Origin of the sequence: Nitrosopumilus adriaticus (assembly GCF_000956175.1) — an archaeon.
Taxonomy (GTDB): Archaea; Thermoproteota; Nitrososphaeria; order Nitrososphaerales; family Nitrosopumilaceae; genus Nitrosopumilus; species Nitrosopumilus adriaticus.
Window position 1 is genome coordinate 760,103 of the sequence record NZ_CP011070.1, and the last position, 22,043, is coordinate 782,145.

The following is a 22,043-nucleotide window of genomic DNA, read 5'->3' on the forward strand; positions in this document are numbered from 1 at the left end:
TATTATGGATGATGGTGATTTTGTAATATTTCTACGTATGCTGTCTAAAAAGGGGTTTTTGGAAACATTATTTCACATAAATGATAAAAAAGATGTTCATTACAATGAACTGCAAAAGTACTTGATGAAGAAAAAAATTGTTAGCAGTCAGGCATCCGTTACTATAATTCTGAATGGTCTGACAAACCTTGGATTGCTTGATAGGTTCATTATTGATGGAAAACCTCCTAGAACTAGTTATTCGATAAGCAAAGCTGGTAAATCTGTTCTTACTCAACTAAGCAATTTGAAAAAAACCCTTTAAAAATACTAAACTGTTTTTAATATAACACTATATTTATTAGTCCTACACTACTATTAATGGTGTTCATTATGTTAACACAGGAGACTGAGTAAACATGAAAAATGAAGAATTTAAAAAAAGTCAAATGAAAAAGGCTCTGATCTCATTTGTTATAGAGCAAAGTCTCATAGATGCTGGCGATGAAATATTTGAAAAAACTCTAAAAAATTTAAAAAAGTTTGATTCCGACGTAAATGATTGTAACCAACATCCTGACTACTTGATAAAATCCATTACAGAATTTCCCAAAAAAACACGTGAACAAATACTTTTGTCTATTGCAAAAAAACTTGAAGAATTTGCTTATCAGCCTGAAATTAATGAATTTATAAAAATTATTTGTTGCAAACAATAACATCGGTTGTTTTTTGTGGAAAAATTCTGATGATATCGAATTTAAATAGACCATCAAATGGGTCTCAAAACTAATTTTTGCATAATTAGGATAAGCTTAATTTGAATTAGAAAATAATCTAATCGTGACTAGTTTTGAATTAACATGCATGGCAGACAAGGTCCATATTCATAGATGGCCTAAAGACTCTCCTGATTGGGATGAGGCAATCATTGAAGAGTTGGATAAAACTATCAACAAAAATCCTGGCAAAAAACAGATTACCGTTGGAGAATCCACTGTAAAAATACAGCATGTAAAGTTCTACTCTCTGAAAAAGGTTGGAGTTACTGTGCCTCTATTCAAAGATGAATGTACTATTATCTTTGAGGCTAAATTTGGGGAATTGTTTGCGCATGTCCACATTACAATAAAGAATGAAAACTATCTGGAGATATTCAACCAATTAATTGATTGGAGAAAGAAATTCTTTCCAGATTACAAATAATCATTTGTAGCTAAAATCATCTTCTTAATGTCTGCCTTGCTATGGGCATATGATATTGCACCTAGTTTTCCAGGCAAAAAGAATATTCCGTCATGGGCTATCATCTTAAAGTGATAATCATGCAATGTTTTGGTGTCACATTTTGAGGCTTGAGATGCATTAATGACTTGTGAAATTCCATCTTTTACAAAATGCGTCATAAACAAAGAGCCCTTACCAGTAACTATGACTTTGCCATCAAAGACTTTGGTTAACTCTTTTCTTGCATAATGGCCTAACTCATTAATTGTAGAATGAATTGACTTGTTGTTTTTCAAAACAGAAAGCGTTGCAAAGCCTGATGTCATTGATGTGGGGTTTGCAGAAAATGTCCCTCCCCCAACATAACTGCGTTCAGATTTTTTCTTTCCAGTGGTATCGGCATACTCCATGATCTCTTTTTTCCCACACATCACGCCAATTGCCATGCCGCCGCCAACAATCTTTCCTAATGTAACAATGTCAGGATCAAGCTTCATTGTAGGGTACAGGCATCCAAAGCGAAATCTAAACCCTGTAACTATCTCATCTAAAATAAACAATGAATTGTTTTTCTTGCAAAACTCTTGCACTCCTTTAAGATAATCTGCATCAGCTGGAATGCATCCGCCACCACCTAACACTGGTTCAATAATCACACCAGCTAAATCTTTAGAATGCTCTTTCAAAATGGACAGAGACTTTTCCAAATCATTGTAAGGAATTGATACAATTTTTTCTTCGTTTACAACACCTGAACTTTCAGATTCTGTAAATGGCCAGTTAACTGACTTTAACAAGTCAGATGTGTATCCATGCCATCCGCCATCTATTTTGGCAATTATTTTTTTTCCAGTAACAGAGCGTGCAAGTCTTACTGCATACATTGTAGCTTCAGTACCTGATGTGACATAACGAATCTTCTCAGCCACTGGAACTGCTTTTGAGATTATTTCCGATAGTGACACCGTCTGCTCATTAACTGTTCCATACATCCAGCTTTTCTCAATCTGTTTTTTTATGGAATCTTTGACATTTTTTTGTCCGTGCCCTAAAATCAGACTCCAGTGACCCATCCAGTAATCAGTATACTTGTTGGAATCAACATCTACCAAATTTTTTCCAGCAGATGATTTTACGACAAATGGATATGGCTCATAATATCTTATATTATGACTGACACCATTCACGTGAAGCTTTGCTGACTTTGCAAAAACTTTGGCAGACTGGGTAGTCTTTTTCTTGTATTCTTTAGTATAATCCAAAACCAAATTCACGTAATCTATCTGCCATTTTAACCCTCAAAATGGCCCAATTTTACGACTAGGAGGTGCCTAGGGGGGGGTCAAAAATAAAAGTTGTAATTTTTACAAAAAATAGCCCCGATCAGGCACAAATTCACGTATGGTTTATATGGATTCTACATACTTCACCATCTGCATACGTAACGCAATAGGCGGCGCTTGTGATGAAGTTTGGCAATATGCCATTTTGTGATTCATGGGCCTCCAGTTACGCATACAAGAATGAGGATTTGATTGAAAGATCAATATCTGAGATGTGAAGATTATGTGCATCCGTCAATTCCAATTAAAGTACAAATGTACTTCAATAATCAAAATACAAAATATATTCAGAATCCGGTTGATCCTGCCGGACCTGACTGCTATCGGATTGATACTAAGCCATGCGAGTCATTGTAGCAATACAAGGCAGACGGCTCAGTAACGCGTAGTCAACCTACCCTATGGACGGGAATAACCTCGGGAAACTGAGAATAATGCCCGATAGAACATTATGCCTGGAATGGTTTATGTTCCAAATGATTTATCGCCGTAGGATGGGACTGCGGCCTATCAGTTTGTTGGTGAGGTAATGGCCCACCAAGACTATTACAGGTACGGGCTCTGAGAGGAGTAGCCCGGAGATGGGTACTGAGACACGGACCCAGGCCCTATGGGGCGCAGCAGGCGAGAAAACTTTGCAATGTGCGAAAGCACGACAAGGTTAATCCGAGTGGTTTCTGCTAAAGGAACCTTTTGACAGTCCTAGAAACACTGTTGAATAAGGGGTGGGCAAGTTCTGGTGTCAGCCGCCGCGGTAAAACCAGCACCTCAAGTGGTCAGGATGATTATTGGGCCTAAAGCATCCGTAGCCGGCTCTGTAAGTTTTCGGTTAAATCTATACGCTCAACGTATAGGCTGCCGGGAATACTGCAGAGCTAGGGAGTGGGAGAGGTAGACGGTACTCGGTAGGAAGGGGTAAAATCCTTTGATCTATTGATGACCACCTGTGGCGAAGGCGGTCTACCAGAACACGTCCGACGGTGAGGGATGAAAGCTGGGGGAGCAAACCGGATTAGATACCCGGGTAGTCCCAGCTGTAAACTATGCAAACTCAGTGATGCATTGGCTTGTGGCCAATGCAGTGCTGCAGGGAAGCCGTTAAGTTTGCCGCCTGGGAAGTACGTACGCAAGTATGAAACTTAAAGGAATTGGCGGGGGAGCACCACAAGGGGTGAAGCCTGCGGTTCAATTGGAGTCAACGCCAGAAATCTTACCCGGAGAGACAGCAGAATGAAGGTCAAGCTGAAGACTTTACCAGACAAGCTGAGAGGTGGTGCATGGCCGTCGCCAGCTCGTGCCGTGAGATGTCCTGTTAAGTCAGGTAACGAGCGAGATCCCTGCCTCTAGTTGCCACCATTACTCTCAGGAGTAGTGGGGCGAATTAGCGGGACCGCCGCAGTTAATGCGGAGGAAGGAAGGGGCCACGGCAGGTCAGTATGCCCCGAAACTCTGGGGCCACACGCGGGCTGCAATGGTAATGACAATGGGTTCCAAATCCGAAAGGAGGAGGTAATCCCCAAACATTACCACAGTTATGACTGAGGGCTGCAACTCGCCCTCACGAATATGGAATCCCTAGTAACTGCGTGTCATTATCGCGCGGTGAATACGTCCCTGCTCCTTGCACACACCGCCCGTCGTTTCATTGAAGTGAGCTTTTAGCGAGGTGACGTCTGATTGGCGTTATCGAACTTGAGGTTCGTGACAAGGGAAAAGTCGTAACAAGGTGACCGTAGGGGAACCTGCGGTCGGATCACCTCCTTAGACATGGAAAGTGTACGGATGCACTATAATCTTCACATCAAATCATCGATGCAATGCATCACGAAAGTGATGTATGAAGGATGTAGCAGGTCTCTGCCAGGAGGCATGCAATGATCGTCGTGCATAGTCGTGTAATATGTGGCTGAATTTGCCGGTGTAAAGACGGTAATAGGTGGATTGCTAGGCTTGAGGAGAGATGAAGGACGTGGCAAGCTGCGATAAGCTCGGGGTAGGCGCACGCATCCTATGATCCCGAGATGTCCGAATGAGAATCTTACACATTTGTGTATTCCAGTACACTAGTATTGGAAGTCGAACCGTGGGAATTGAAGCATCTTAGTACCACGTGGAAAAGAAATCAATTGAGATTTCCCAAGTAGAGGCGATCGAAAAGGAAAGAGCCCAAACTGAATCCTTCGGGAGATGTGGTGTTTTGGTATGATAATATGGAAACTTGGAACAAAGCTGAAATGATCTGAAAAGTTCTGGCATAGAGGGTGATACCCCCTTAAGCGAAATGGGAAGAGTCCTATTCATACCCGAGTAGTTGTCCTTGGTAGTGGGCAATGAATATGGGTGAAAGTAGCATCCGAGGCTAAATATCTCTCAAGACCGATAGTGGACTAGTACCGTGAGGGAAAGCTGAAAAGTACCCCGGAAGGGGGGCGAAAAGTGCATGAAACCTATTACTTACAGACGTGCGTGGCATGGAAGGTGATTTTTTCAGATTAGAGATTCTAGCAATAGAGTTGAAGATTTGATGTTCAAATCATCAGTGTTACGCGTTCCGTCTCGAAACACGGGCCAAGGAGCTAACCGTTATGGCAAGCTTAAACCTGTAAAGGTGGAGGCGAAGGGAAACCGAGTTCTCGCAGCATTGTGAGGAGAAGCGTGTGAAAGTGCGTTGAGTCATAGCGGCTAGGCTAGAAGCCAGTCGATCTATTCCTGAGCTAGATGAAGGCGGGCGAAAGCCCGCTGGAGGTCTTAAGACGTTCTGACGTGCAAATCGTTGTTGTGACTTGGGAATAGGGGTCAAAAACCAATCTAGACTGGCGCTCGCTAGTTCCAACCGAAGCGTCTCGCAGGGCGTGCTTTGTGGAGATAGTGTTTCCGGTAGAGCACTGATAGAGAGGCGCGGGGGAGAAATCCCTCACCTCTCATTCAAACTCCGAACGGATATACATCGTAGAAGCAAGGACACGGGTTCATGTGGCGTAAGGCTCATGACCGAAAGGGGTTTAACCCAGACTGAAGTTAAGGTCCCCAAATCTTTGCTAAGTGTCAAGCTAAAGAGCGTATTCTCGCCAAGACAGCAGGGAGGTAAGCTCAGAAGCAGCTATCCTTTAAAAAGTGTGTAACAACTTACCTGCCGAGGGGGGATGCCTCAAAAACGGACGGGGCTAAAGCAAAGTACCGATACTTTAGATAATCATCAGTGGATGATTCGTGGTAGGTTGGCGTAGTGATTGGGTCGAAGCAGGGCGGTGACGTCCTGTGGACCGGTTTCTATTGCAGATCTTGGCGGCAGTAACAGCATAGTATAGTGAGAATCTATACCACCGCAAGCGTAAGGGTTTCCAGGCAATGCGTTATCAGCCTGGAGGTAGTCGATCCTAAGGTTTGCCTCAAAAGAGTAAATCGAATGGGAAACTAGTTAATATTCTAGTACCTTACATGGAGCGTTTGAGCTATATGGTTCGCTTTCGGATAGGGGTTGTACAACCATCGTTGTATCTAACTATTCAAGGATTGGGGAGTGTCGTAATGACGAGAACCAGTCCGAGGTAGGAATGGCTTCGCGTTAGCGAAGTTTTCTCGAATCCAGGAGACCATGAAAGACTGTGTAGTTAGCAAAATGTAAGTTCGTACCCAGAACCGACACAGGTGCGCTGGCTTAGAAAGCTAAGGTGCTACGGGTATACCGTATGGCGAGGGAATTCGGCAAATTAGTCCTGTAGCTTAGGTATAAGGGATGCCTGCGGTCTTCATGAGGAATGGGGATCGCAGGTTGCAATGACAAGGGGGTTTCGACTGTTTAATAAAAACACAGGCGACTGCTAGTCCGAAAGGATTTGTATAGTCGCTGAATCCTGGCCGGTGCCGGTACCTAAAACTTGGGTTCAACCGAGCTAAGGGCCGGTTAACGCCGGGAGTAACTCTGACTCTCTTAAGGTAGCCAAATGCCTTGTCGGGTAAGTTCCGACGCGCATGAATGGAACAACGAGAGCCCCACTGTCCCCGCCTACAACCCGGTGAAGCCACATAAGGTGGACGAACAGTCCATCAACTTCCATCGGGGAGAGAAGACCCCGTGGAGTTTTACTGCAGCTTGTGCTTGTGGTATAGTAAGAATTGCACAGGGTATCTGGGAGCCATGCTTAACATTCCCCGGGATGTTAAGAAGCAACGATGTAACACCAGACTCTTTTTGCAGTACCACTTATCCAGTGAAGACCGGAGACACGTGCAGGTGGGCAGTTCGGCTGGGGCGGCACCCCTTTGAAAAGATATCAAAGGGGCCCAAAGTTGAGTTCAAACGGGGCAGAAATCCGTTGAAGAGGGCAAAGCCAAAAACTCGACTGAATGGATTTCCAAACGCACGGAATTCATAGACGAAAGTCTGGCTTAGCGATCCTTCGTGTGCCCACTATTGGGGCCCGGAGGTGACAGAAAAATTACCCCAGGGATAACAGGCTCGTCGCGGGCGAGAGCTCCTATCGACCCCGCGGTTTGGTACCTCGATGTCGGCTTTTCCTATCCTGGTCCTGCAGCAGGGGCCAAGGGTGAGGCTGCTCGCCTATTAAAAGGGAACATGAGCTGGGTTTAGACCGTCGTGAGACAGGTCGGTCTCTGCCTGATGGAAGCGCGAATAACTGAGGGGAAGTTGCTCTCAGTACGAGAGGAACAGAGCAGCGTGGCCACTGGTTTACCGGTTGTCTGATAAGGCAGGCCGGGCAGCTAAGCCATTTAGGCTAAGTGCTGAAAGCATCTAAGCACGAATCCTATCCCGAGACAAGTTATTCTTTCGTAAGATGAAGGTCGGCAGCAGAATACTGCGTTGATAGGAAGGTGGTGTAGATCACAAGCTTCGGCGAGTGGTGAGCCAGCCTTTACTAATAGACCAACACATCGGTTCAGCCACTTACATAGAGACTATGCGCGATGAATCATTTTCATTCATCAAGTGGAAAAATATACACGACTTGTACGATGATTATATTTTTAATCACTCTATATCTAATGCTATGCATTTTTTTGTGATTTGAAATTCTCTAGTGAATACTATACACGACAAAAAAAAATTCCTGGCAATATTTTATCTAATTTTAATTTGATGACATAAAGAAATTCAATTTTTGTGATGGTCACCAACAAAACATTGTTTACAAATTTCACTTCCGACTCTTGTCTTTAAGAATGAAATTTGATCAGAATTTAATCGTCCGTGCTGAATTAGGTTAATCAATTCTTCAGTTTCAATAATTTCAAATGTCTTTTGACACTTACATTGTGTACATTTACAATTAATTTTTGTGCCCATTACTCAACTCTCCTAAATCATTTTAAAAACAATCTTTGCATTATGTGATGATTCTTTAGATGTGACTCTTCCCTTCCTTTTCAACCTGTTTCTCTATTGCTTTGATGCAAACATGGCATATTACTGATCTATCACCCAAATCTCGTATTATCTCATTATTTTGAAATTCTGAATTGTATGTCGCACCTATGACAATCTTGTTAGTCCAAACCTCATAATCTTTTTTCTTTTTCCCACAAACAAAACAATTCACAATTTTTCTCAAACTAGAACAAACTTAAGGTTATTGCTAGAGTTTAGGCAAATTTCCGGATTTGTCTAAATTTGATTTACAAACTTTACAATAGAGTCTAACTTCTGTTGATGGAAATTCTGTTCCGCAATTTTTACAAATGTAAAATTTCGTTTCAACCATAAATTTCTTAAAAAATATGTGAACTTAAGCTTATGGTTAGAGTTTGAAATGGGGGGATGCTTTAATCATTAAATTAGATTGCCAAAGAATAATTGAATCATTTTCTAGGATGAGTGTGATACACCAGAATTTGATCAAATAATAAAATTATCCATGTTTATTGATGATATTTATCCGAAATAGATCTCAAAAGGCATTTTGGAATTTGATTTGTGCCTGAAATACTTGATAATTTACTTTGTTATCGAAAAATACACACTAGAGCTTGTATTATATCGAAATATAAAATCAAATCATCATGGGGCTTGTCTCGTCATTAAAAAATCTAAATTTGAATTTGTCTGACTTGGAAGAAATACTTGCAGAACACTCCATTGCTTCAGTAACTGATGAACAGGGGACTATTGTATATGCAAATAAAAAATTCTGTGAAATCTCAAAATATCCTCAAGAAGAATTATTGGGACAAAATCATAGAATTTTAAAATCTGATGAGCATAATTCTGACTTTTTTACTGATATATGGGAAAAAATAACTTCGGGCAATATTTGGGTTGGTGAAATAAAAAATCGTGCAAAAGATGGAACATTTTATTGGGTTAAAACTACAATTATTCCCGTTAAAGATTCTCAAGGGCGTATAAAATATTTTGTTGCAATTAGGACTGATGTCACTAAAGAAAAACAAATGTATGAAAAACTCTTGCAAGTTGAACAAGAACTTATCCAACAAAATTTGTCGCTAGCAGCTAAAGTTGCAACAAAAAGCTCTGATATTGTAAAAAATGAACGACTTGCTACAATTGGAACTATGGCCAGTAGGATAGCTCATGATTTGAAAAACCCTTTGACTATTTTACACACTTATGCTGACATGCTGACCCCTGAAATTCTTTCAAAATTAGATTCTAAGGATAAAGAAAAATGGTTCAGACTACAAAACTCAATTTTTGATATGCACAGAATAGTTGACGACGTTTTAGATTTTGCACGTACTAGTGAACTCAATAAGAAAAAAACATCGTTTATGAGAATTTTACGATTGTCTCTGAATAATGTTCGCTCTACTTATGGCATTGTAATTAAACTGCCTGAGAATGATATTACTTTGAATTGTGATCCTAGAAAAATTGAAGGAGTGATGTCTAATTTGATTAATAATGCTGTTCATGCATTGGATGGACAAGGTGAAATTGAAATTACGCTCTCATTTGATTCAAACAACATAATCATACTAGTAAAGGATTCTGGTCCTGGAATTCCTGATGAAAACATGGAGAAAATTTTTGAGCCTATGTTTACAACAAAAAATACTGGTACCGGTCTGGGATTAGTAATTTGTAAAAGCATTATTGAACAACACGGTGGGACTATCTCTGTAGATAATAATCCTACAACTTTTACAATCAAGTTGCCTGCTTGATTAATTGTTGATTTTACTCTTCTAGTTCTATGTCTTTTTGTAGTTCGTTAGGTAATCCAATCCACCATTCTTTCTGATTCTCAGACATTGTGCTAATTGATCTAAAGTTGCTAATAGATCTGTTGGTTAATTCTTCACAGTAATTATTCAAGAAAATATGACAAAATCTAGTCTTTTAAAAATTTGATATCTGAAACACTATCTTGCCCCTTGGTTTTTACAACCACAGTGTCACCTAGTTTGTTGAAAATTCTTTGGCGTTTTTCATTTGTTAAAATCCAGCCCAAAATTACATCGATTGGTAAAAGAAAAGCTTTGCCAAAACTGCTAATCATAATTCCTTTCAAACTTGGTTTTTTCCCATTAATGTTAATTATTTTCAAATTCATAATTTTCTTCCCAACTGTTTGGCCAATTTTATATTCTAAAACAGTCCAATAAACGAAAAATAAAACACTAGTTGGAATGTAGTGTATATTCTCTACCCAAAATGAATTTCCTTCAAGCTCATAATCTAATGAACCAAATGATGCAAAAATTATTGCTGTTGATACACTTGAAATGATGATAAAATCTACTAGCCATGCAAAGAATCTATCCGTCCATTTTGCTAAAACTAACTTTGATGATATGTCTGAATTTGGAGGTTTCATGAGGTGTCTTTTCATTTCAAATTAATAAAATGTGTTAATCTTTAGCTAATGATCATTCAAACACAGATGATTTATTCGGTAAGAATTATGGCCTAACATGAAAGCAAAATTTGCAACATCCTGCATTTCCTGCGGGGATAAAATCCAACCAGGAAAAGAGATCTCAAAAAATAAGGATGAAGTTTGGGTCCATAAGCATTGTGCTGAGGATTCAGAAGGATTACCCTAGAGATTAATATCCCTCATTTTTAAATAAATTTGAAATTATTTTTGGTATCGATTAATCCTATCCAATTATTACTGTGGACATTTCGTAGAAACGAAAAAGATGTAGTTAATCTTTACAGTGCTTTATCTCCTGTTATGCAGATTGCTACAGGTGGCTCAATGCTGAATTTTGGTTATTGGTCATCGAACCACACTGATCCTATTTCTGCTCAAAATAATTTATGTGTGATATTTGCAGACATGGCCGAATTATCTTCTGCAAAATGTGTAGTTGATGTTGGGAGTGGATTGTCTGCCCCTTCTAAACTATGGCGAGATAATTTTCCAAATGTTGTTTTCTATGATGTAAATATCAATTTCAAGCAATTGCTTTTTTCTGGACTTCAGAAAAATATAGAATTCGTAAACGCGACTTCTACCAAATTACCAATAGCTAGTGAGAGTGTTGATCGTGTACTGGCATTAGAGTCTGCACAACATTTCAAACCTTTATCTGATTTTATTTTAGAATCAAAAAGAATACTGAAAAAATCTGGATTACTTGTAATTGCAATTCCTATTACTACTGAAAAATCCTCTTTTGGGAAGTTAGGTGTTTTGAAATTTACTTGGTCGTCTGAGCATTATACTCTGGATTACTTGAAACATATTCTAACCACTGCGGGTTTTACTATTTCTGATGAACGATTAATTGGTCCAAATGTTTATCCTCCTCTGGCCAATTATTATATTGAAAATAGATCTAAACTAAAAAAATTAATTTTATCTGAATATTCTCAATATGTCGAAAAAATTCTTCTCAAATCTCTTTTGAAAATGAAAAAAACATCTGAAGAAAAAATAATTGATTATGTTTTGTTAAAATGTAAACTTTAGTTATACTTTGATGACTCCTCTGGAAATTAAATTCTCCATTGCCCGTAAATATTCAGAGTCTGAAATTCTTTCATTTAACATCCACATTGTTGTTTTTTTCCACCACTCTGGGATTTCTATGTCAAATTTTTTCATATCGTATTTTGAATCAAAAAAATTGGAATCTGTAATTTTTGTTTTTTCTCCAACTGATAATACCTCTGTTTCATGATGCTCATGTAGGAATACTAGTCCCGTGTTTTTATCAATGATTTTAGTATTTTGACCTGTGCTGTCAGTTGCAAACCATGATTGCTTATGTTGATCTTCAAAAGTATATGTTGTCTCACTAACAATTTTAATTTTTTCTGAGATGTTATCCCCTAAATTTTTTGGAGTTGGTATTAAAAATTCATAATACTCACAGCAATCTTTTGATTTAACAAGTCCATCGTGTTCCAAAACTATCTCCTCGTTAATTTTACCCTCTGAGGATGTTTTCTCTTCCTTCAAAATAATTTCATTTTTGTCAATTGATTCTACAGTGTGTTTTATTGTTGAAATATTTCCAAATTTATCAAAATGAGAATATTTTATAAAATCTCCTTCTTGGAGACAAATCTTATTTTCTTCACAATTTTTTTCAATAAAATCTAATTTTAAAATTCCTGATTCTAACATTGTTCTTACTACATAAGCAAATCCTGCATCTTGATTTTCATCATTGATCCATAATTTTGCTTCTCTTTTTGCCCATTCAGGAATGATATCTGGAATTACGATATGTCTTTCTTTGATGTAGCTTGAATCGCCCAAATATTTTTCAATTTCATTAATCAGTACAATGTCTCTTGCTTCATGGGTACTATTCCATGCTACATGATTATACAAAATTCCACATGCCCTCAAATTTGGAAACTGTGGATGTTGTAAAGTTAAATCATATATTCCAAGTAATTGATATTCTTCATAAAAAACTCACAAAACTCTAGAATGTCTTCATTTGTACTAATTTTAAAATCAGGGCTGTGGGCAAAAACGCTTTGAGCACTAAAACCCGCAATTAGAACAATTACAAAGAATCCAAAAATTGCTCTTTTCAATATTGAACTATCTCTCGTTTTTGCTTATTAATTCAATGTAAAAAATTCTTAAACATTAAGACCGATTTGGAATTTAATCATAAACGTCATCTTGAAATTGACTAGGTTTTTATTTTTGATATCTTAACTAATACTATGTCTAGTCCTGAAACTGCTCTGAAACTATATGGTGAAAAATGTAATGAATTACTTGGTGAAGAAGAGATACGTTTTGCAGGTATCGTTGATAAGGATGGCCAACTAATAGCCGGTGGTTTTAAGGAAGGTCTTGTACCTCATGAAGGGGATGAGACTAGATTGCAGTCTTTTTTGGAGTTTGTATCTAAAGCATCTATACGAAAAGAATACGATGAGAGTTTGGGACCAATTAATTACCTTGCAGCAAGACGAGACAAGGCAGTTTTGGTGAGTTTTCCATTCCCTATTACACAAATCCTATTGTTAATATCTGCAGAGCCAACTGCAAATATTGAAACTCTGGCAAAAAAAGTTGTTGAAATATTCACCGATGTCACTTAGATCTTTCAGAACTGTTTGTAGAATTGTTTAATTATATCTGATCAAATTAGCATTCAAACATGAATCACTATTTTATTCTTTTTTTGATGTTAGCTCTAATTTCATTTTCTTTTAATTCCTCTTTTGCAGACGTTACAAATTTCACAACTGATAAATCATTATATCGTCTTGGTGACTCGATCAAAATTACTGGTAATGTTGTGTATGATTCTGCAATTCCAACAATAATTATTCAAATCATTACTCCTAGTGGCAGTGGATTGGCCCATATTGATAGTGCGATTCCAAAGAATGATGGCACTTTTACTAAAACCATTCATGCTGGTGGTCCTACTTGGAATGAGGATGGAAAATATACTATCAAAATCTCTTATGCTGGAAATCTTGAAAAATTAATCGATTATGAAGAAATATCGTCTGATTCAGAATCAAACAGTGCCGAATCAAACAACTCAGAATCAAATAATCCTAACCCAACTTCTTCGTTACCTGAAACAACTATTCCAAAAACTCCTTCATTGACTGAGATGGAATCTGAAATTTCTTTTACAGAAAATCCTAAAATGAGAATTTTAGGCTTTCCATCCTTCGATAAATCACCACAGTATTACATCGACCGATATTATACTGAACCTGAATACAAATCATGGTTTGATTCACAATTCCCATTATATTCTATTGATGATGTTGTGGGGTATAGAACTACTACAATTGAAAACTTTCCTTCCTTCGATAAATCACCACAGTATTACATCGACCGATATTATACTGAACCTGAATACAAATCATGGTTTGATTCACAATTTCTAGATAAAACAATTTATGATGTCTTGGGATTTTCTACAGATATTCCTGATTGGATAAAAACTCATGCAAAAAATTGGGCAACAGGCGATATCTCTGATTCTGAATTTATGTCTGGATTGGATTTTATGATAGAAAACAAGATAATTGTAATACCTGGTATTGATTATGTTGATTCAAGTATAGATGACGTTCCATCATGGTTTAGAAATACTTCTCATTGGTGGGCTAATGATTTAATTTCTCAACAAGAATTTATTAATTCTCTTAAATTTCTTATTCAAAAAGATATCATTTTAATTTAATAATTTAGAATGGTTTTAATTCTATAATTAGTAAATAATTTTATGAAAGCAACATTTGGCGCAGGATGCTTTTGGCATGTTGAGGATTTACTAAATAAAACTAAGGGTGTAAAATCAACACAAGTGGGATACATTGGTGGTCAACTTCCAAATCCCACTTATGAAGAAGTATGTACTGATAAAACCGGTCATGCAGAAGCTGTAGAAGTAGAATATGATCCTAATGAGGTATCCTATGAGGAACTTTTGGATGTGTTTTGGAATAATCATAATCCTACAACTTTGAATCGCCAAGGGCCTGATATTGGAAATCAATACCGTTCTGCAATTTTTATTCATGATGAAGAACAAAAAAAAATTGCAGAAAAATCAAAACAAGAACTTGAAAAATCAGGTAAATTTGATAAACCTATAGTAACTGAAATAGTTCCTGCTCCAACCTTCTACAAAGCTGAGGAATATCATCAAAAATATTTCAAAAAACACGGATTCTCTTAAAAATTATTTAACAATAACTACTGGAATTTTGGATGTGTGTACCACATAGTTTGATGTGCTTCCAAAAAACATCTCTTTTCCTAACTTCTACCTCGTGAACCAATTACTGTCATATCAAATTTTTCTTTTACGTGAGCCATCTTGATGATGTTATATCTGACTTCATCTCTCCTTATGGGATTTTTTGAACCATCCATGGAACTAAAATTTTGCAGATTTTCTTTTGTATCTACAGATCTCGTATTTTAGAACTTAAAAAAGAAATCTGTTTATTAATTTAGAAATTAAACACTGTTGTTTTCTTGATCGATATTTTCATTAAATTTATCTAGTGATTTAATGGTGCATCAACAGTGGAAGAAAAATTTCTTCAGATCGATGAAAATAAGATCCGATACTTAGAATCTGGAAATTCTCAAAAAACACTGGTACTTATTCATGGTTTGGGAGCTTCTGCTGAACGATGGGATAAAGTGATTCCTATTTTTGCAAAAAACTATCGCGTATTGGTTCCTGATCTTATTGGGTTTGGGTATAGTGACAAACCTCTAGTGGATTATACACCTGAATACTTTTCAGATTTTTTAAGTAAATTCTTCTCTTTGACCAATACTGAGAGTGCAAGTGTAATTGGCTCTTCTTTAGGGGGACAAGTTTCTGCTGAATTCACATTATCTAATCCTGAGAAAGTTAAGAAATTGATTCTTACATCTCCAGCTGGAGTTATGGAGCATTCAACTCCTGCCCTTGATGCATACATTATGGCAGCTTTGTACCCAAATGAGATAAATGCAAAAAAAGCATTTGAACTAATGGAAGGTTCAGGAGAAGAAGTTCCTGAAGATATTGTTAATGGTTTTGTCGAGCGAATGAAATTGCCTAATGCAAAACTTGCATTCATGTCTACTATCTTGGGATTGAAAAACTCAAAACTTGGTTCATCAAAACTTGAATCGATTGTCACCCCAACTTTAGTACTTTGGGGCGCCAATGATCCTGTAATCCCAATTGAAAATGCTGATATATTTATCTCTAAAATCCCTGACTGCCAACTTTGTATAATGGAGGGATGTGGCCATACTCCGTATGTACAAGATCCGCAGACTTTTGCCAATAAATCCTTAGAGTTTCTAGGCGACTCTTAGATCATTTAAATACAACTATTTCCTATGATTGCCAATGAATGGTAATCAAAACCTATACGATCCTAGTGAAATGTTCAAATCTTGGATTAAAAAAAGTGGTCAAGCTCAAGCAGAATTTATGAAAAATTTTGGAGCTTTGATGACAAATCAACCTGGTAAAACATTTGATCCATTAGAAACACTCAAAGGAGTTTCTGACAGTACTCGAAAAGCCCAATCAAACATTATGGAGAATGTTGCATCTATGCAAAACAAAAGCATGGATACCATGTTTAACATTGGACAAATGCTTCCATCTTTCATGAATTGGGGTGCATACAAAACTACCATTAGTAGTAATGGGCGAATCTCAATTCCTGAAGCTGAACGTAATGCACTTGGCTTGAGTGACGGTGACTTGGTTCAAGTTATCATCCTACCAATTGCAAAAAAATCAAAAACTAAGGAGGTGAAACAATGAGTAAGAACGAAACAACCAGTAATCCAAAAGATCTATTTTCTACATATCAAGAAAATATAGACAAAATCTTCAATGGTATCAAACAATCAGTACCTCAGTATCATCAATCAATTACTAACGTACAACAAGAATACCTACAAGCATATGAAAATGTCGTAGATTCAACTATCACATTACAAAAAGAATATGCAAAGAAATCAGGTATTGCAGCAAATATTCCTGAAACTGCACTTAAAGTAATTCATGATACAACAGAAGAAATTGTAAAGGCAGCTTCTATACAAAATCAAGTAGCACTTGCAACTATCGATGCAACACAACAAAATATCAAAACATTCAACGATAATGCAAAGTCATTTGCTGACCTAAACAGAAACATTCTACAATCTTGGATTTCTGTATTCACTACAAAAACTAATTAGAAAGAATTTTTTTCTTTTTCTTTTTTTATGATCTTTCAGCTAACCATTTTCCCAACTCTGGTAGTACCTTCTTTTGTGATAATGAGCTGGCAATCATCCCTACATGCCCTGTTGGATACATTCTCAATGTTTTATCCTCACTTCCAATGGCATAATGTAACGGCATGCTGCATTCTGGTGATACTAGGTGATCTCCTACTGCCACTTGCGTAAATACAGGCATGTCAATTTTCTTCAAATCAATTCTTTGCCCTTCTATGTGCATCTTATTTTGAATCAATAAATTATCTTGATAGATATCTTTAATCCATTGTTTGAATAATTCTCCTGGGATTGGAGGTGTATCTCCTAACCATTTTTCTACTCTTAGGAAATTATCTACAAATTTTTTATTATCAATATTTTTGAAAAATTTAACGTATTTTTCAATTCCTTGCTCAAATGGTTTGAGCACTGAAAAACAATAGTACATGAATTCAGGAGGCATATTTCCAATTATTTCAACCATTTTATCCACATCCATGTGTTTTGCAAGATTACTTATCACAGTAGTATCTCGCCATCCATCTATTACTGGTGCAGTTGCAATGTAATTTTTTACACTTTCAGGATGTAAAGATGCGTAAGCTGTTGCTATAGTTGCACCCGTGCAATATCCTTGTAATGAAATTTTTTCATTTGATGATTCATTTTTGATATATTCAACATACGAATCTAAATACCCATTAACATAGTCATCAAAATCAAGATATTTGTCCATGCTAGTGGGTGTTCCCCAATCTAACATATAGACATCAAATCCTTGTTGTAGTAAATTCCTCACCCAACTTTTTTCTGGTTGGATATCTAGAATATGGTATCTGTTTATCAGTGCATATGAAATCAATAATGGTGTTTTGTGTTGTTTTTCAGTAAGAGATCTATAGTGTATCAATCTAGTTTTATCCATCATTTGTACCGTATCGTGTGGGGTTACTTCCAAAACAATCTCGTCAGGTGCTGAAACTAATTTTGGAGCATTAATTACATTTTTACTAAATTTCAAAATTTCTTCAATGATTTTTGGATCTACTTTGGACTCACTTTGCATTTTTCTTCATCTCTCTTTTCTTTAATTCTAATTCTAACTTCCCAACTCTTTTTTTTAATGAATGCATCTCTTTGTAAACTTCATCTATCTCTTCCTTACTTGGAAGATTTACTGATTGTAAAATTACATTAGCTATGTTATTCCAATGCTTTGTCAATTCAAGTTCTTTTGAAACTAGTTTTCCATAATTGTCTCCAAAATTTTCAGAATCAAATAATTCTGTAAAATCGTTATCAAAAATGTCAATCCAAATTCTTTTGAATGCCTCTATTTGCTCAACATCCTGAGGTACTTCAGGAGCTTTTAGATTCACTTTCTTTTGAGCAACACCCCAAGCTTCTGAGAGCTGCTTGTAGTATTGAGTGAGATATTTGTTGAATTCCATCAAATCTTCATTAATTTCTATTAACTCTGTTGAAATTTTCTTAGAGTTTGCAGCAAATGCTCGCATGGGACCAATTGAAGTGAGTGCCTGGGGCTTGCTTGCCATCAAATGCATAATATCTGTCCAAAATAATGAAAGATGTTTGAATTGATCTGCAATCTCTTTAGTTGGTTCTACCTTTTCTTTAGTTTGCTCTGGCTGCACAGATATCATTTATCACAGCTCGCAATAAATAGATCGCTTGTAAAGTTAGACTAATGGAGAATGCTGAAGAGCTAGAAAAAATATGCCAAAAAATCATTAAACTTGATCCTAAAATGCGCTCTGCAAGAATTATCAACAGCCGTGGGCACCTTACAGCGGGTGGAATGAAAAAAGGTCTACTGTCACTTGAAGCCCAAAAACAAGATGAGATGATGTTCATGGAATTGGCCTTACGTGTTAGAATGAGACGTGAATTTGATCATGAATTTGGTAAAGTTCATTTTTCAATGTCTTACAGAGATAAGGTCATTGTAATGAGCTTTCCACTAAATAACGATGATGTACTACTTTTATCATCTGAAAAAGATCTAGACTTTGGAAAATTACCATTCAAAGTTCTAAAAATCCTCGAGCCTTTGAAAAAATCTCCAACAAAAACTTTCTGAGCAAACTACTAAATCACCTTTTTTCAAATCAAAACTATGATATCAAGTCAGAATGTCAATTGGAGTGAGATAGAATCACTGGTGAAAATACTTTCAAAAACTATTTCAAAATTACCTAGAACATTTACAAGCATTTCAACTGTTAGTAGAGGTGGGTTAATCCCATCGCGTTTACTTGCAGATCATCTTGGAATTGAAAAAATTTTAGTTGACAAAAAAAGATACCCTCAGATTCCTTATTTGTTGATGATATTTTTGATACCGGTGATGTGTTTAAGAAAATTATTTCAAAAGTTGATGAACCATCAAAACTTGTCTTTGTTACTTTGTTTGCAAGATGTGGTAAGAAATACCCCAAACAATTAATCTATGCTGCAAAAACAAAAAGTTCTGGATATGTTGTTTTCCCATGGGATAAATTAGAATTTCAAAGATCTAGAGATTAACTCATGCATTGAGGAAAATTGCCCTCATGTCTTTTTTTGTAGTCTGAAAGCAACTTATTTTTTATTTGATCATAATTCGCCTCTTCACAAAATCTAATTCTCGTTGAATTTGAAACACATTTCTCCATCAGTGCTTCATTAATTGATTTTTTCATGTTTTGAGAGCCTTCAATTAGCAATATTTTCATTGATTCATGCATCATATACACCCCGGGTTTTTCAGGGATTTGTGAAATAATTTCTTGATTGTTATCTAACCATTCAGACCATTTGCTTTCTAGCATTTCAATCATTGAGCATTTTTCTTAATCCCGCACATCTGTTTCTAATCGTAACTTCTGTTACTCCTGATGCAATTGAGATGTCCTTTTGAGATTTTATTTCTCCTGTACTGATACATGCTAGGTATAATGCAGCTGCTGCAATACCCATGGGATCTTTTCCTGCAACTATGCCAATTGTTTTTGCCTGATTTAGAATCTCAATTGCTTTTCGTTTGCTTTTTTCACTTAGCTCTGCAATACTTGCAATTCTTGAGATCCCTTTGACAGGATCAACTACTGGCATTTTTAATTCTAATTCTCTGAAAATCAATCTATAACATCTTGCAACATCTTTTCTTCTGATGTTGATTCCTTTTGCAATGTCATCTAGTGTTCTGGGAGTCTCTGTGTTTCTGCATGATGCATAAAGACATGCTGCAACTAATCCTTGAATTGATCTACCTCTGACTAATTTTCTCTCCATTGCTTTTCTGTAAATGTAAGCTGCTTTCTCTACTACTGCATCAGTTAACGCAAGTTTATCTTTTAATTTATCCATCTCATTTAGTGCTTGTCTTAGATTCCTGTCTGCAGATGAATGTGCTTGCGTTCTACTATCCCAAGTTCTTAGTCTTTCAATGGAACTTTTTACACTGGCAGATAATGGCTTTCCAGTAGAGTCTTTGTTGGCAGCTCCTATTACAGTTGATAATCCCATGTCATGCATTGTTAATGATGTTCCAGCTCCTACTCTTGTTCTGTTTGTTTCATCATTTGAAAAAGAGCGCCACTCTGCACCTGTATCTGCAACTTTGTCTGTAACTACAAACCCACATTTTCCACAAAACAATTCTCCGGTGTCCTGATCTGTCACAATCTTTTGATTTCCACATGATGGGCACTTTGGACCTGAGATCATTGTATTTTTAAGCATAATATTTCATTATCGTTCAATTACCTTATTATTCATTTTACCTAATTTCTGCAGGTTAATTGTGTGTAGGTTAAGCTAATACTTGTTCTCAATTTTTAGAATATGATTGTATATTTTTGAAATTAGCTCAATAAGCAATAAGCATATGATGGTGTGTATGATGGATACATTATATTCATTTGATCTTCTACGTGCTTCAATCCTATTGAATGCCCTAATTCATGTGTCATGATTGTCTCTACACTTTTTACATCATACAATTGAAAACTTCCGTCACAATTGTAATCTCCTAATGTCACTTCGACTACTCCCTTTCCAAGATGTGCATGGCCTAAAACTCCTTCTCCGATATCTCGAACTACCCATGTTACCCATACGTTTGCTTCATGTTTTTGATTTGTTATTTCAAATTTTATCTTGGCCTTTTGATCATTTGTATTCAATTCTTGCTTCTCCCAAAATTCTAAGGAGTTTTGCAGCGTGTTTACATGATCCAAAGGAAGCCCTGTTGGCTGCTCATTGATGAATACTTTGTAAAAAATATTGTACGTTCCATCGACTATCTCATACGTAGGATCTGGAAAACTACTGGATGCTTTAGATACTTCTGCCTCAAAATTCCATTTAATGTAATCTCTTAGAAATTTCTTTATTACATCTTGGCTGGGATTAGGGAATTCAATGTATCTTTTTTCTTTAGCAATATTGTTTGAAACATCTCTTAGATATTTTCCAAACAAGTAAAACTCATGTTCTAACTCTTCTTGTGATTTTTTATCTGAACTTTGAGTATTTACCGTTATGATTCCTTGTTCAATCATGTACTGAATTCCTGATACAAACGAATCATCGTCAATTTCTCCATCTGCCCACCATCCTGCATTGTTTTTTATCCATGGGGGTATTTCATTTGAAACATTTTGTGTTTTTACAGGTGGAATCTGGATTATTTGATTATCAATAAGATACAGTAATGCTGAAACAAACTCTGTATCGTCAATTTTTTCTTCAGACCACCATTTGGCTATTGGCTTTACCCATTCAGGAATTGTGGTAATGAATTCTTTTTCTAAACCTTTTGGCTTTTCTGTTGGTGTGTATGGGTATTTTGAAATAACTTTTTCGATAAATTCTTTATAATTATTAATTACTACACTATTGGGCTTTTCATCATGTGCTCTTTGAATATATGCAATGGCTTCTTGATATTCTCCAAGATTACCAAATCCTACCCCCATACCAGTTAATGCTAATGGATCATTTGGAGAATATTGCAAAACTTTGAAAAATTGTTTTAATGAATTTGTATGATCTTCGAGATTACTTTGTGCTATTCCTTTCATTTTGAGAGTTGAAATATTGTTAGGTGCAATCTCCAAAATTTCGTCATAAATGGTAATTGCTTGATTGTAGTTTCCATTTACAAACAAATCTGTGGCTTGGTTAAACATCTCTTCAGCCTCTTTTTCTGTTTGGGCAAAAACAGGTGTTGTAAGAATAAATGAACTAAACAAAACTATGGCTAGAAAATGATTATGTTGCATTGTATCATTTTTCATATTCTTCGTTTTAGATATAATCTATTTCTATT

The 22,043-nt window shown here is 36.5% G+C and carries 24 protein-coding genes and 2 rRNA genes; 15 read left to right on the forward strand and 11 right to left on the reverse strand.

Annotated features, from left to right (window positions below; genetic code table 11):
• Positions 1 to 4: 4 nt before the first annotated feature.
• The 3 genes from NADRNF5_RS04440 (at position 5) to NADRNF5_RS04450 (ending at position 1,185) form a co-directional block, all read left to right on the forward strand.
• Entirely contained in the window at positions 5 to 304 is a 300-nt protein-coding gene (locus NADRNF5_RS04440; protein WP_048115965.1) for a winged helix-turn-helix transcriptional regulator, read from the forward strand.
• Between the two features lie 94 nt (positions 305 to 398).
• Entirely contained in the window at positions 399 to 698 is a 300-nt protein-coding gene (locus NADRNF5_RS04445) for a hypothetical protein (RefSeq protein ID WP_048115966.1), read from the forward strand.
• Between the two features lie 124 nt (positions 699 to 822).
• Positions 823 to 1,185 (forward strand): hypothetical protein, encoded by a 363-nt coding sequence (locus NADRNF5_RS04450; RefSeq protein ID WP_237089340.1) that lies wholly within the window; start codon positions 823 to 825, stop codon positions 1,183 to 1,185.
• On the opposite strand, the gene NADRNF5_RS04455 is transcribed toward NADRNF5_RS04450, so the two are convergent.
• Positions 1,176 to 2,474, reverse strand: coding sequence for an aspartate aminotransferase family protein (locus NADRNF5_RS04455; protein WP_048115968.1), 1,299 nt, complete (start codon positions 2,472 to 2,474; stop codon positions 1,176 to 1,178). The genes NADRNF5_RS04450 and NADRNF5_RS04455 overlap by 10 nt on opposite strands.
• Positions 2,475 to 2,840: 366 nt before the next feature.
• Between NADRNF5_RS04455 and NADRNF5_RS04460 the strand changes: the two genes are divergently transcribed.
• Both NADRNF5_RS04460 and NADRNF5_RS04465 read left to right on the forward strand, forming a co-directional pair.
• Positions 2,841 to 4,311, forward strand: a 16S ribosomal RNA gene (locus NADRNF5_RS04460).
• A 149-nt stretch (positions 4,312 to 4,460) separates the two neighbouring features.
• A 23S ribosomal RNA gene (locus tag NADRNF5_RS04465) occupies positions 4,461 to 7,450 on the forward strand.
• The 16S and 23S rRNA genes sit together here, the layout of an rRNA operon.
• A 459-nt stretch (positions 7,451 to 7,909) precedes the next feature.
• On the opposite strand, the gene NADRNF5_RS04475 is transcribed toward NADRNF5_RS04465, so the two are convergent.
• Complete coding sequence (locus NADRNF5_RS04475) at positions 7,910 to 8,107, reverse strand: hypothetical protein (RefSeq protein WP_048115970.1); 198 nt, start codon at positions 8,105 to 8,107, stop codon at positions 7,910 to 7,912.
• A 460-nt stretch (positions 8,108 to 8,567) separates the two neighbouring features.
• On the opposite strand from NADRNF5_RS04475, the gene NADRNF5_RS04480 reads away from it, so the two are divergent.
• Positions 8,568 to 9,692, forward strand: a complete 1,125-nt coding sequence (locus NADRNF5_RS04480; protein WP_082051985.1) for a two-component system sensor histidine kinase NtrB — start codon at positions 8,568 to 8,570, stop codon at positions 9,690 to 9,692.
• A gap of 13 nt (positions 9,693 to 9,705) precedes the next feature.
• Here NADRNF5_RS04480 and NADRNF5_RS11300 read toward each other — a convergent pair whose 3' ends face one another.
• Positions 9,706 to 9,843, reverse strand: a complete 138-nt coding sequence (locus NADRNF5_RS11300; RefSeq protein ID WP_192828355.1) for a hypothetical protein — start codon at positions 9,841 to 9,843, stop codon at positions 9,706 to 9,708.
• Positions 9,844 to 9,859: 16 nt separating this feature from the next.
• Positions 9,860 to 10,345, reverse strand: coding sequence for an RDD family protein (locus tag NADRNF5_RS04485; RefSeq protein ID WP_192828356.1), 486 nt, complete (start codon positions 10,343 to 10,345; stop codon positions 9,860 to 9,862).
• 270 nt (positions 10,346 to 10,615) lie between these two features.
• Between NADRNF5_RS04485 and NADRNF5_RS04490 the strand changes: the two genes are divergently transcribed.
• The gene (locus NADRNF5_RS04490) at positions 10,616 to 11,449 is read left to right on the forward strand and encodes a class I SAM-dependent methyltransferase (protein WP_237089341.1); all 834 of its coding nucleotides are present in this window, start codon (positions 10,616 to 10,618) and stop codon (positions 11,447 to 11,449) included.
• Here the strand turns inward: NADRNF5_RS04490 and NADRNF5_RS04495 are convergent, their stop codons facing one another.
• On the reverse strand, positions 11,450 to 12,319 hold the full coding sequence (locus tag NADRNF5_RS04495; RefSeq protein WP_237089342.1) for a hypothetical protein: 870 nt from the start codon (positions 12,317 to 12,319) through the stop codon (positions 11,450 to 11,452).
• Positions 12,320 to 12,666: 347 nt separating this feature from the next.
• Between NADRNF5_RS04495 and NADRNF5_RS04500 the strand changes: the two genes are divergently transcribed.
• The 3 genes from NADRNF5_RS04500 to msrA all read left to right on the forward strand — a co-directional run bounded on the left by NADRNF5_RS04500 (position 12,667) and on the right by msrA (position 14,657).
• The gene (locus tag NADRNF5_RS04500) at positions 12,667 to 13,050 is read left to right on the forward strand and encodes a DUF6659 family protein (RefSeq protein WP_048115971.1); all 384 of its coding nucleotides are present in this window, start codon (positions 12,667 to 12,669) and stop codon (positions 13,048 to 13,050) included.
• Between the two features lie 86 nt (positions 13,051 to 13,136).
• Positions 13,137 to 14,159 (forward strand): hypothetical protein, encoded by a 1,023-nt coding sequence (locus tag NADRNF5_RS04505; protein WP_237089343.1) that lies wholly within the window; start codon positions 13,137 to 13,139, stop codon positions 14,157 to 14,159.
• Between the two features lie 42 nt (positions 14,160 to 14,201).
• Positions 14,202 to 14,657, forward strand: a complete 456-nt coding sequence (msrA, locus tag NADRNF5_RS04510) for a peptide-methionine (S)-S-oxide reductase MsrA (RefSeq protein ID WP_048115973.1) — start codon at positions 14,202 to 14,204, stop codon at positions 14,655 to 14,657.
• A gap of 3 nt (positions 14,658 to 14,660) precedes the next feature.
• On the opposite strand, the gene NADRNF5_RS11900 is transcribed toward msrA, so the two are convergent.
• Positions 14,661 to 14,729 (reverse strand): universal stress protein, encoded by a 69-nt coding sequence (locus NADRNF5_RS11900; protein WP_425339010.1) that lies wholly within the window; start codon positions 14,727 to 14,729, stop codon positions 14,661 to 14,663.
• Between the two features lie 281 nt (positions 14,730 to 15,010).
• Between NADRNF5_RS11900 and NADRNF5_RS04520 the strand changes: the two genes are divergently transcribed.
• The 3 genes from NADRNF5_RS04520 to NADRNF5_RS04530 are packed head-to-tail and all read left to right on the forward strand — an operon-like array spanning position 15,011 to position 16,684.
• Positions 15,011 to 15,802, forward strand: coding sequence for an alpha/beta fold hydrolase (locus NADRNF5_RS04520; protein WP_048115974.1), 792 nt, complete (start codon positions 15,011 to 15,013; stop codon positions 15,800 to 15,802).
• 34 nt (positions 15,803 to 15,836) lie between these two features.
• On the forward strand, positions 15,837 to 16,262 hold the full coding sequence (locus NADRNF5_RS04525; protein WP_048119030.1) for an AbrB/MazE/SpoVT family DNA-binding domain-containing protein: 426 nt from the start codon (positions 15,837 to 15,839) through the stop codon (positions 16,260 to 16,262).
• Positions 16,259 to 16,684: a hypothetical protein gene (locus NADRNF5_RS04530; protein WP_048115975.1), complete on the forward strand. Its 426-nt coding sequence runs from the start codon at positions 16,259 to 16,261 to the stop codon at positions 16,682 to 16,684. Before NADRNF5_RS04525 ends, NADRNF5_RS04530 begins: the two co-directional genes overlap by 4 nt.
• 25 nt (positions 16,685 to 16,709) lie before the next feature.
• Here the strand turns inward: NADRNF5_RS04530 and phaC are convergent, their stop codons facing one another.
• Both phaC and NADRNF5_RS04540 read right to left on the reverse strand, forming a co-directional pair.
• Positions 16,710 to 17,774: a class III poly(R)-hydroxyalkanoic acid synthase subunit PhaC gene (gene phaC / locus NADRNF5_RS04535; protein ID WP_048115976.1), complete on the reverse strand. Its 1,065-nt coding sequence runs from the start codon at positions 17,772 to 17,774 to the stop codon at positions 16,710 to 16,712.
• Positions 17,764 to 18,372 carry a poly(R)-hydroxyalkanoic acid synthase subunit PhaE gene (locus tag NADRNF5_RS04540; protein WP_048115977.1) on the reverse strand — a complete coding sequence of 203 codons (609 nt, stop codon included), beginning with the start codon at positions 18,370 to 18,372 and terminating at the stop codon, positions 17,764 to 17,766. Before NADRNF5_RS04540 ends, phaC begins: the two co-directional genes overlap by 11 nt.
• A gap of 44 nt (positions 18,373 to 18,416) precedes the next feature.
• Between NADRNF5_RS04540 and NADRNF5_RS04545 the strand changes: the two genes are divergently transcribed.
• Complete coding sequence (locus NADRNF5_RS04545) at positions 18,417 to 18,809, forward strand: DUF6659 family protein (RefSeq protein WP_048115978.1); 393 nt, start codon at positions 18,417 to 18,419, stop codon at positions 18,807 to 18,809.
• Positions 18,810 to 19,078: 269 nt separating this feature from the next.
• Positions 19,079 to 19,255, forward strand: coding sequence for a hypothetical protein (locus tag NADRNF5_RS11545; RefSeq protein ID WP_237089344.1), 177 nt, complete (start codon positions 19,079 to 19,081; stop codon positions 19,253 to 19,255).
• Here the strand turns inward: NADRNF5_RS11545 and NADRNF5_RS04555 are convergent.
• From NADRNF5_RS04555 to NADRNF5_RS04565, 3 genes are all read right to left on the reverse strand, one after another.
• Entirely contained in the window at positions 19,252 to 19,548 is a 297-nt protein-coding gene (locus tag NADRNF5_RS04555; RefSeq protein ID WP_237089345.1) for a hypothetical protein, read from the reverse strand. The two genes, NADRNF5_RS11545 and NADRNF5_RS04555, sit on opposite strands and share 4 nt — an antisense overlap.
• A complete protein-coding gene (locus tag NADRNF5_RS04560; protein ID WP_048115979.1) occupies positions 19,541 to 20,452 on the reverse strand; it encodes a transcription initiation factor IIB in 912 nt (303 codons plus the stop codon). The genes NADRNF5_RS04555 and NADRNF5_RS04560 overlap by 8 nt, the downstream gene beginning before the upstream one ends.
• 122 nt (positions 20,453 to 20,574) lie before the next feature.
• Positions 20,575 to 21,996, reverse strand: coding sequence for a M57 family metalloprotease (locus NADRNF5_RS04565; protein ID WP_425339011.1), 1,422 nt, complete (start codon positions 21,994 to 21,996; stop codon positions 20,575 to 20,577).
• Positions 21,997 to 22,043: the final 47 nt, after the last annotated feature.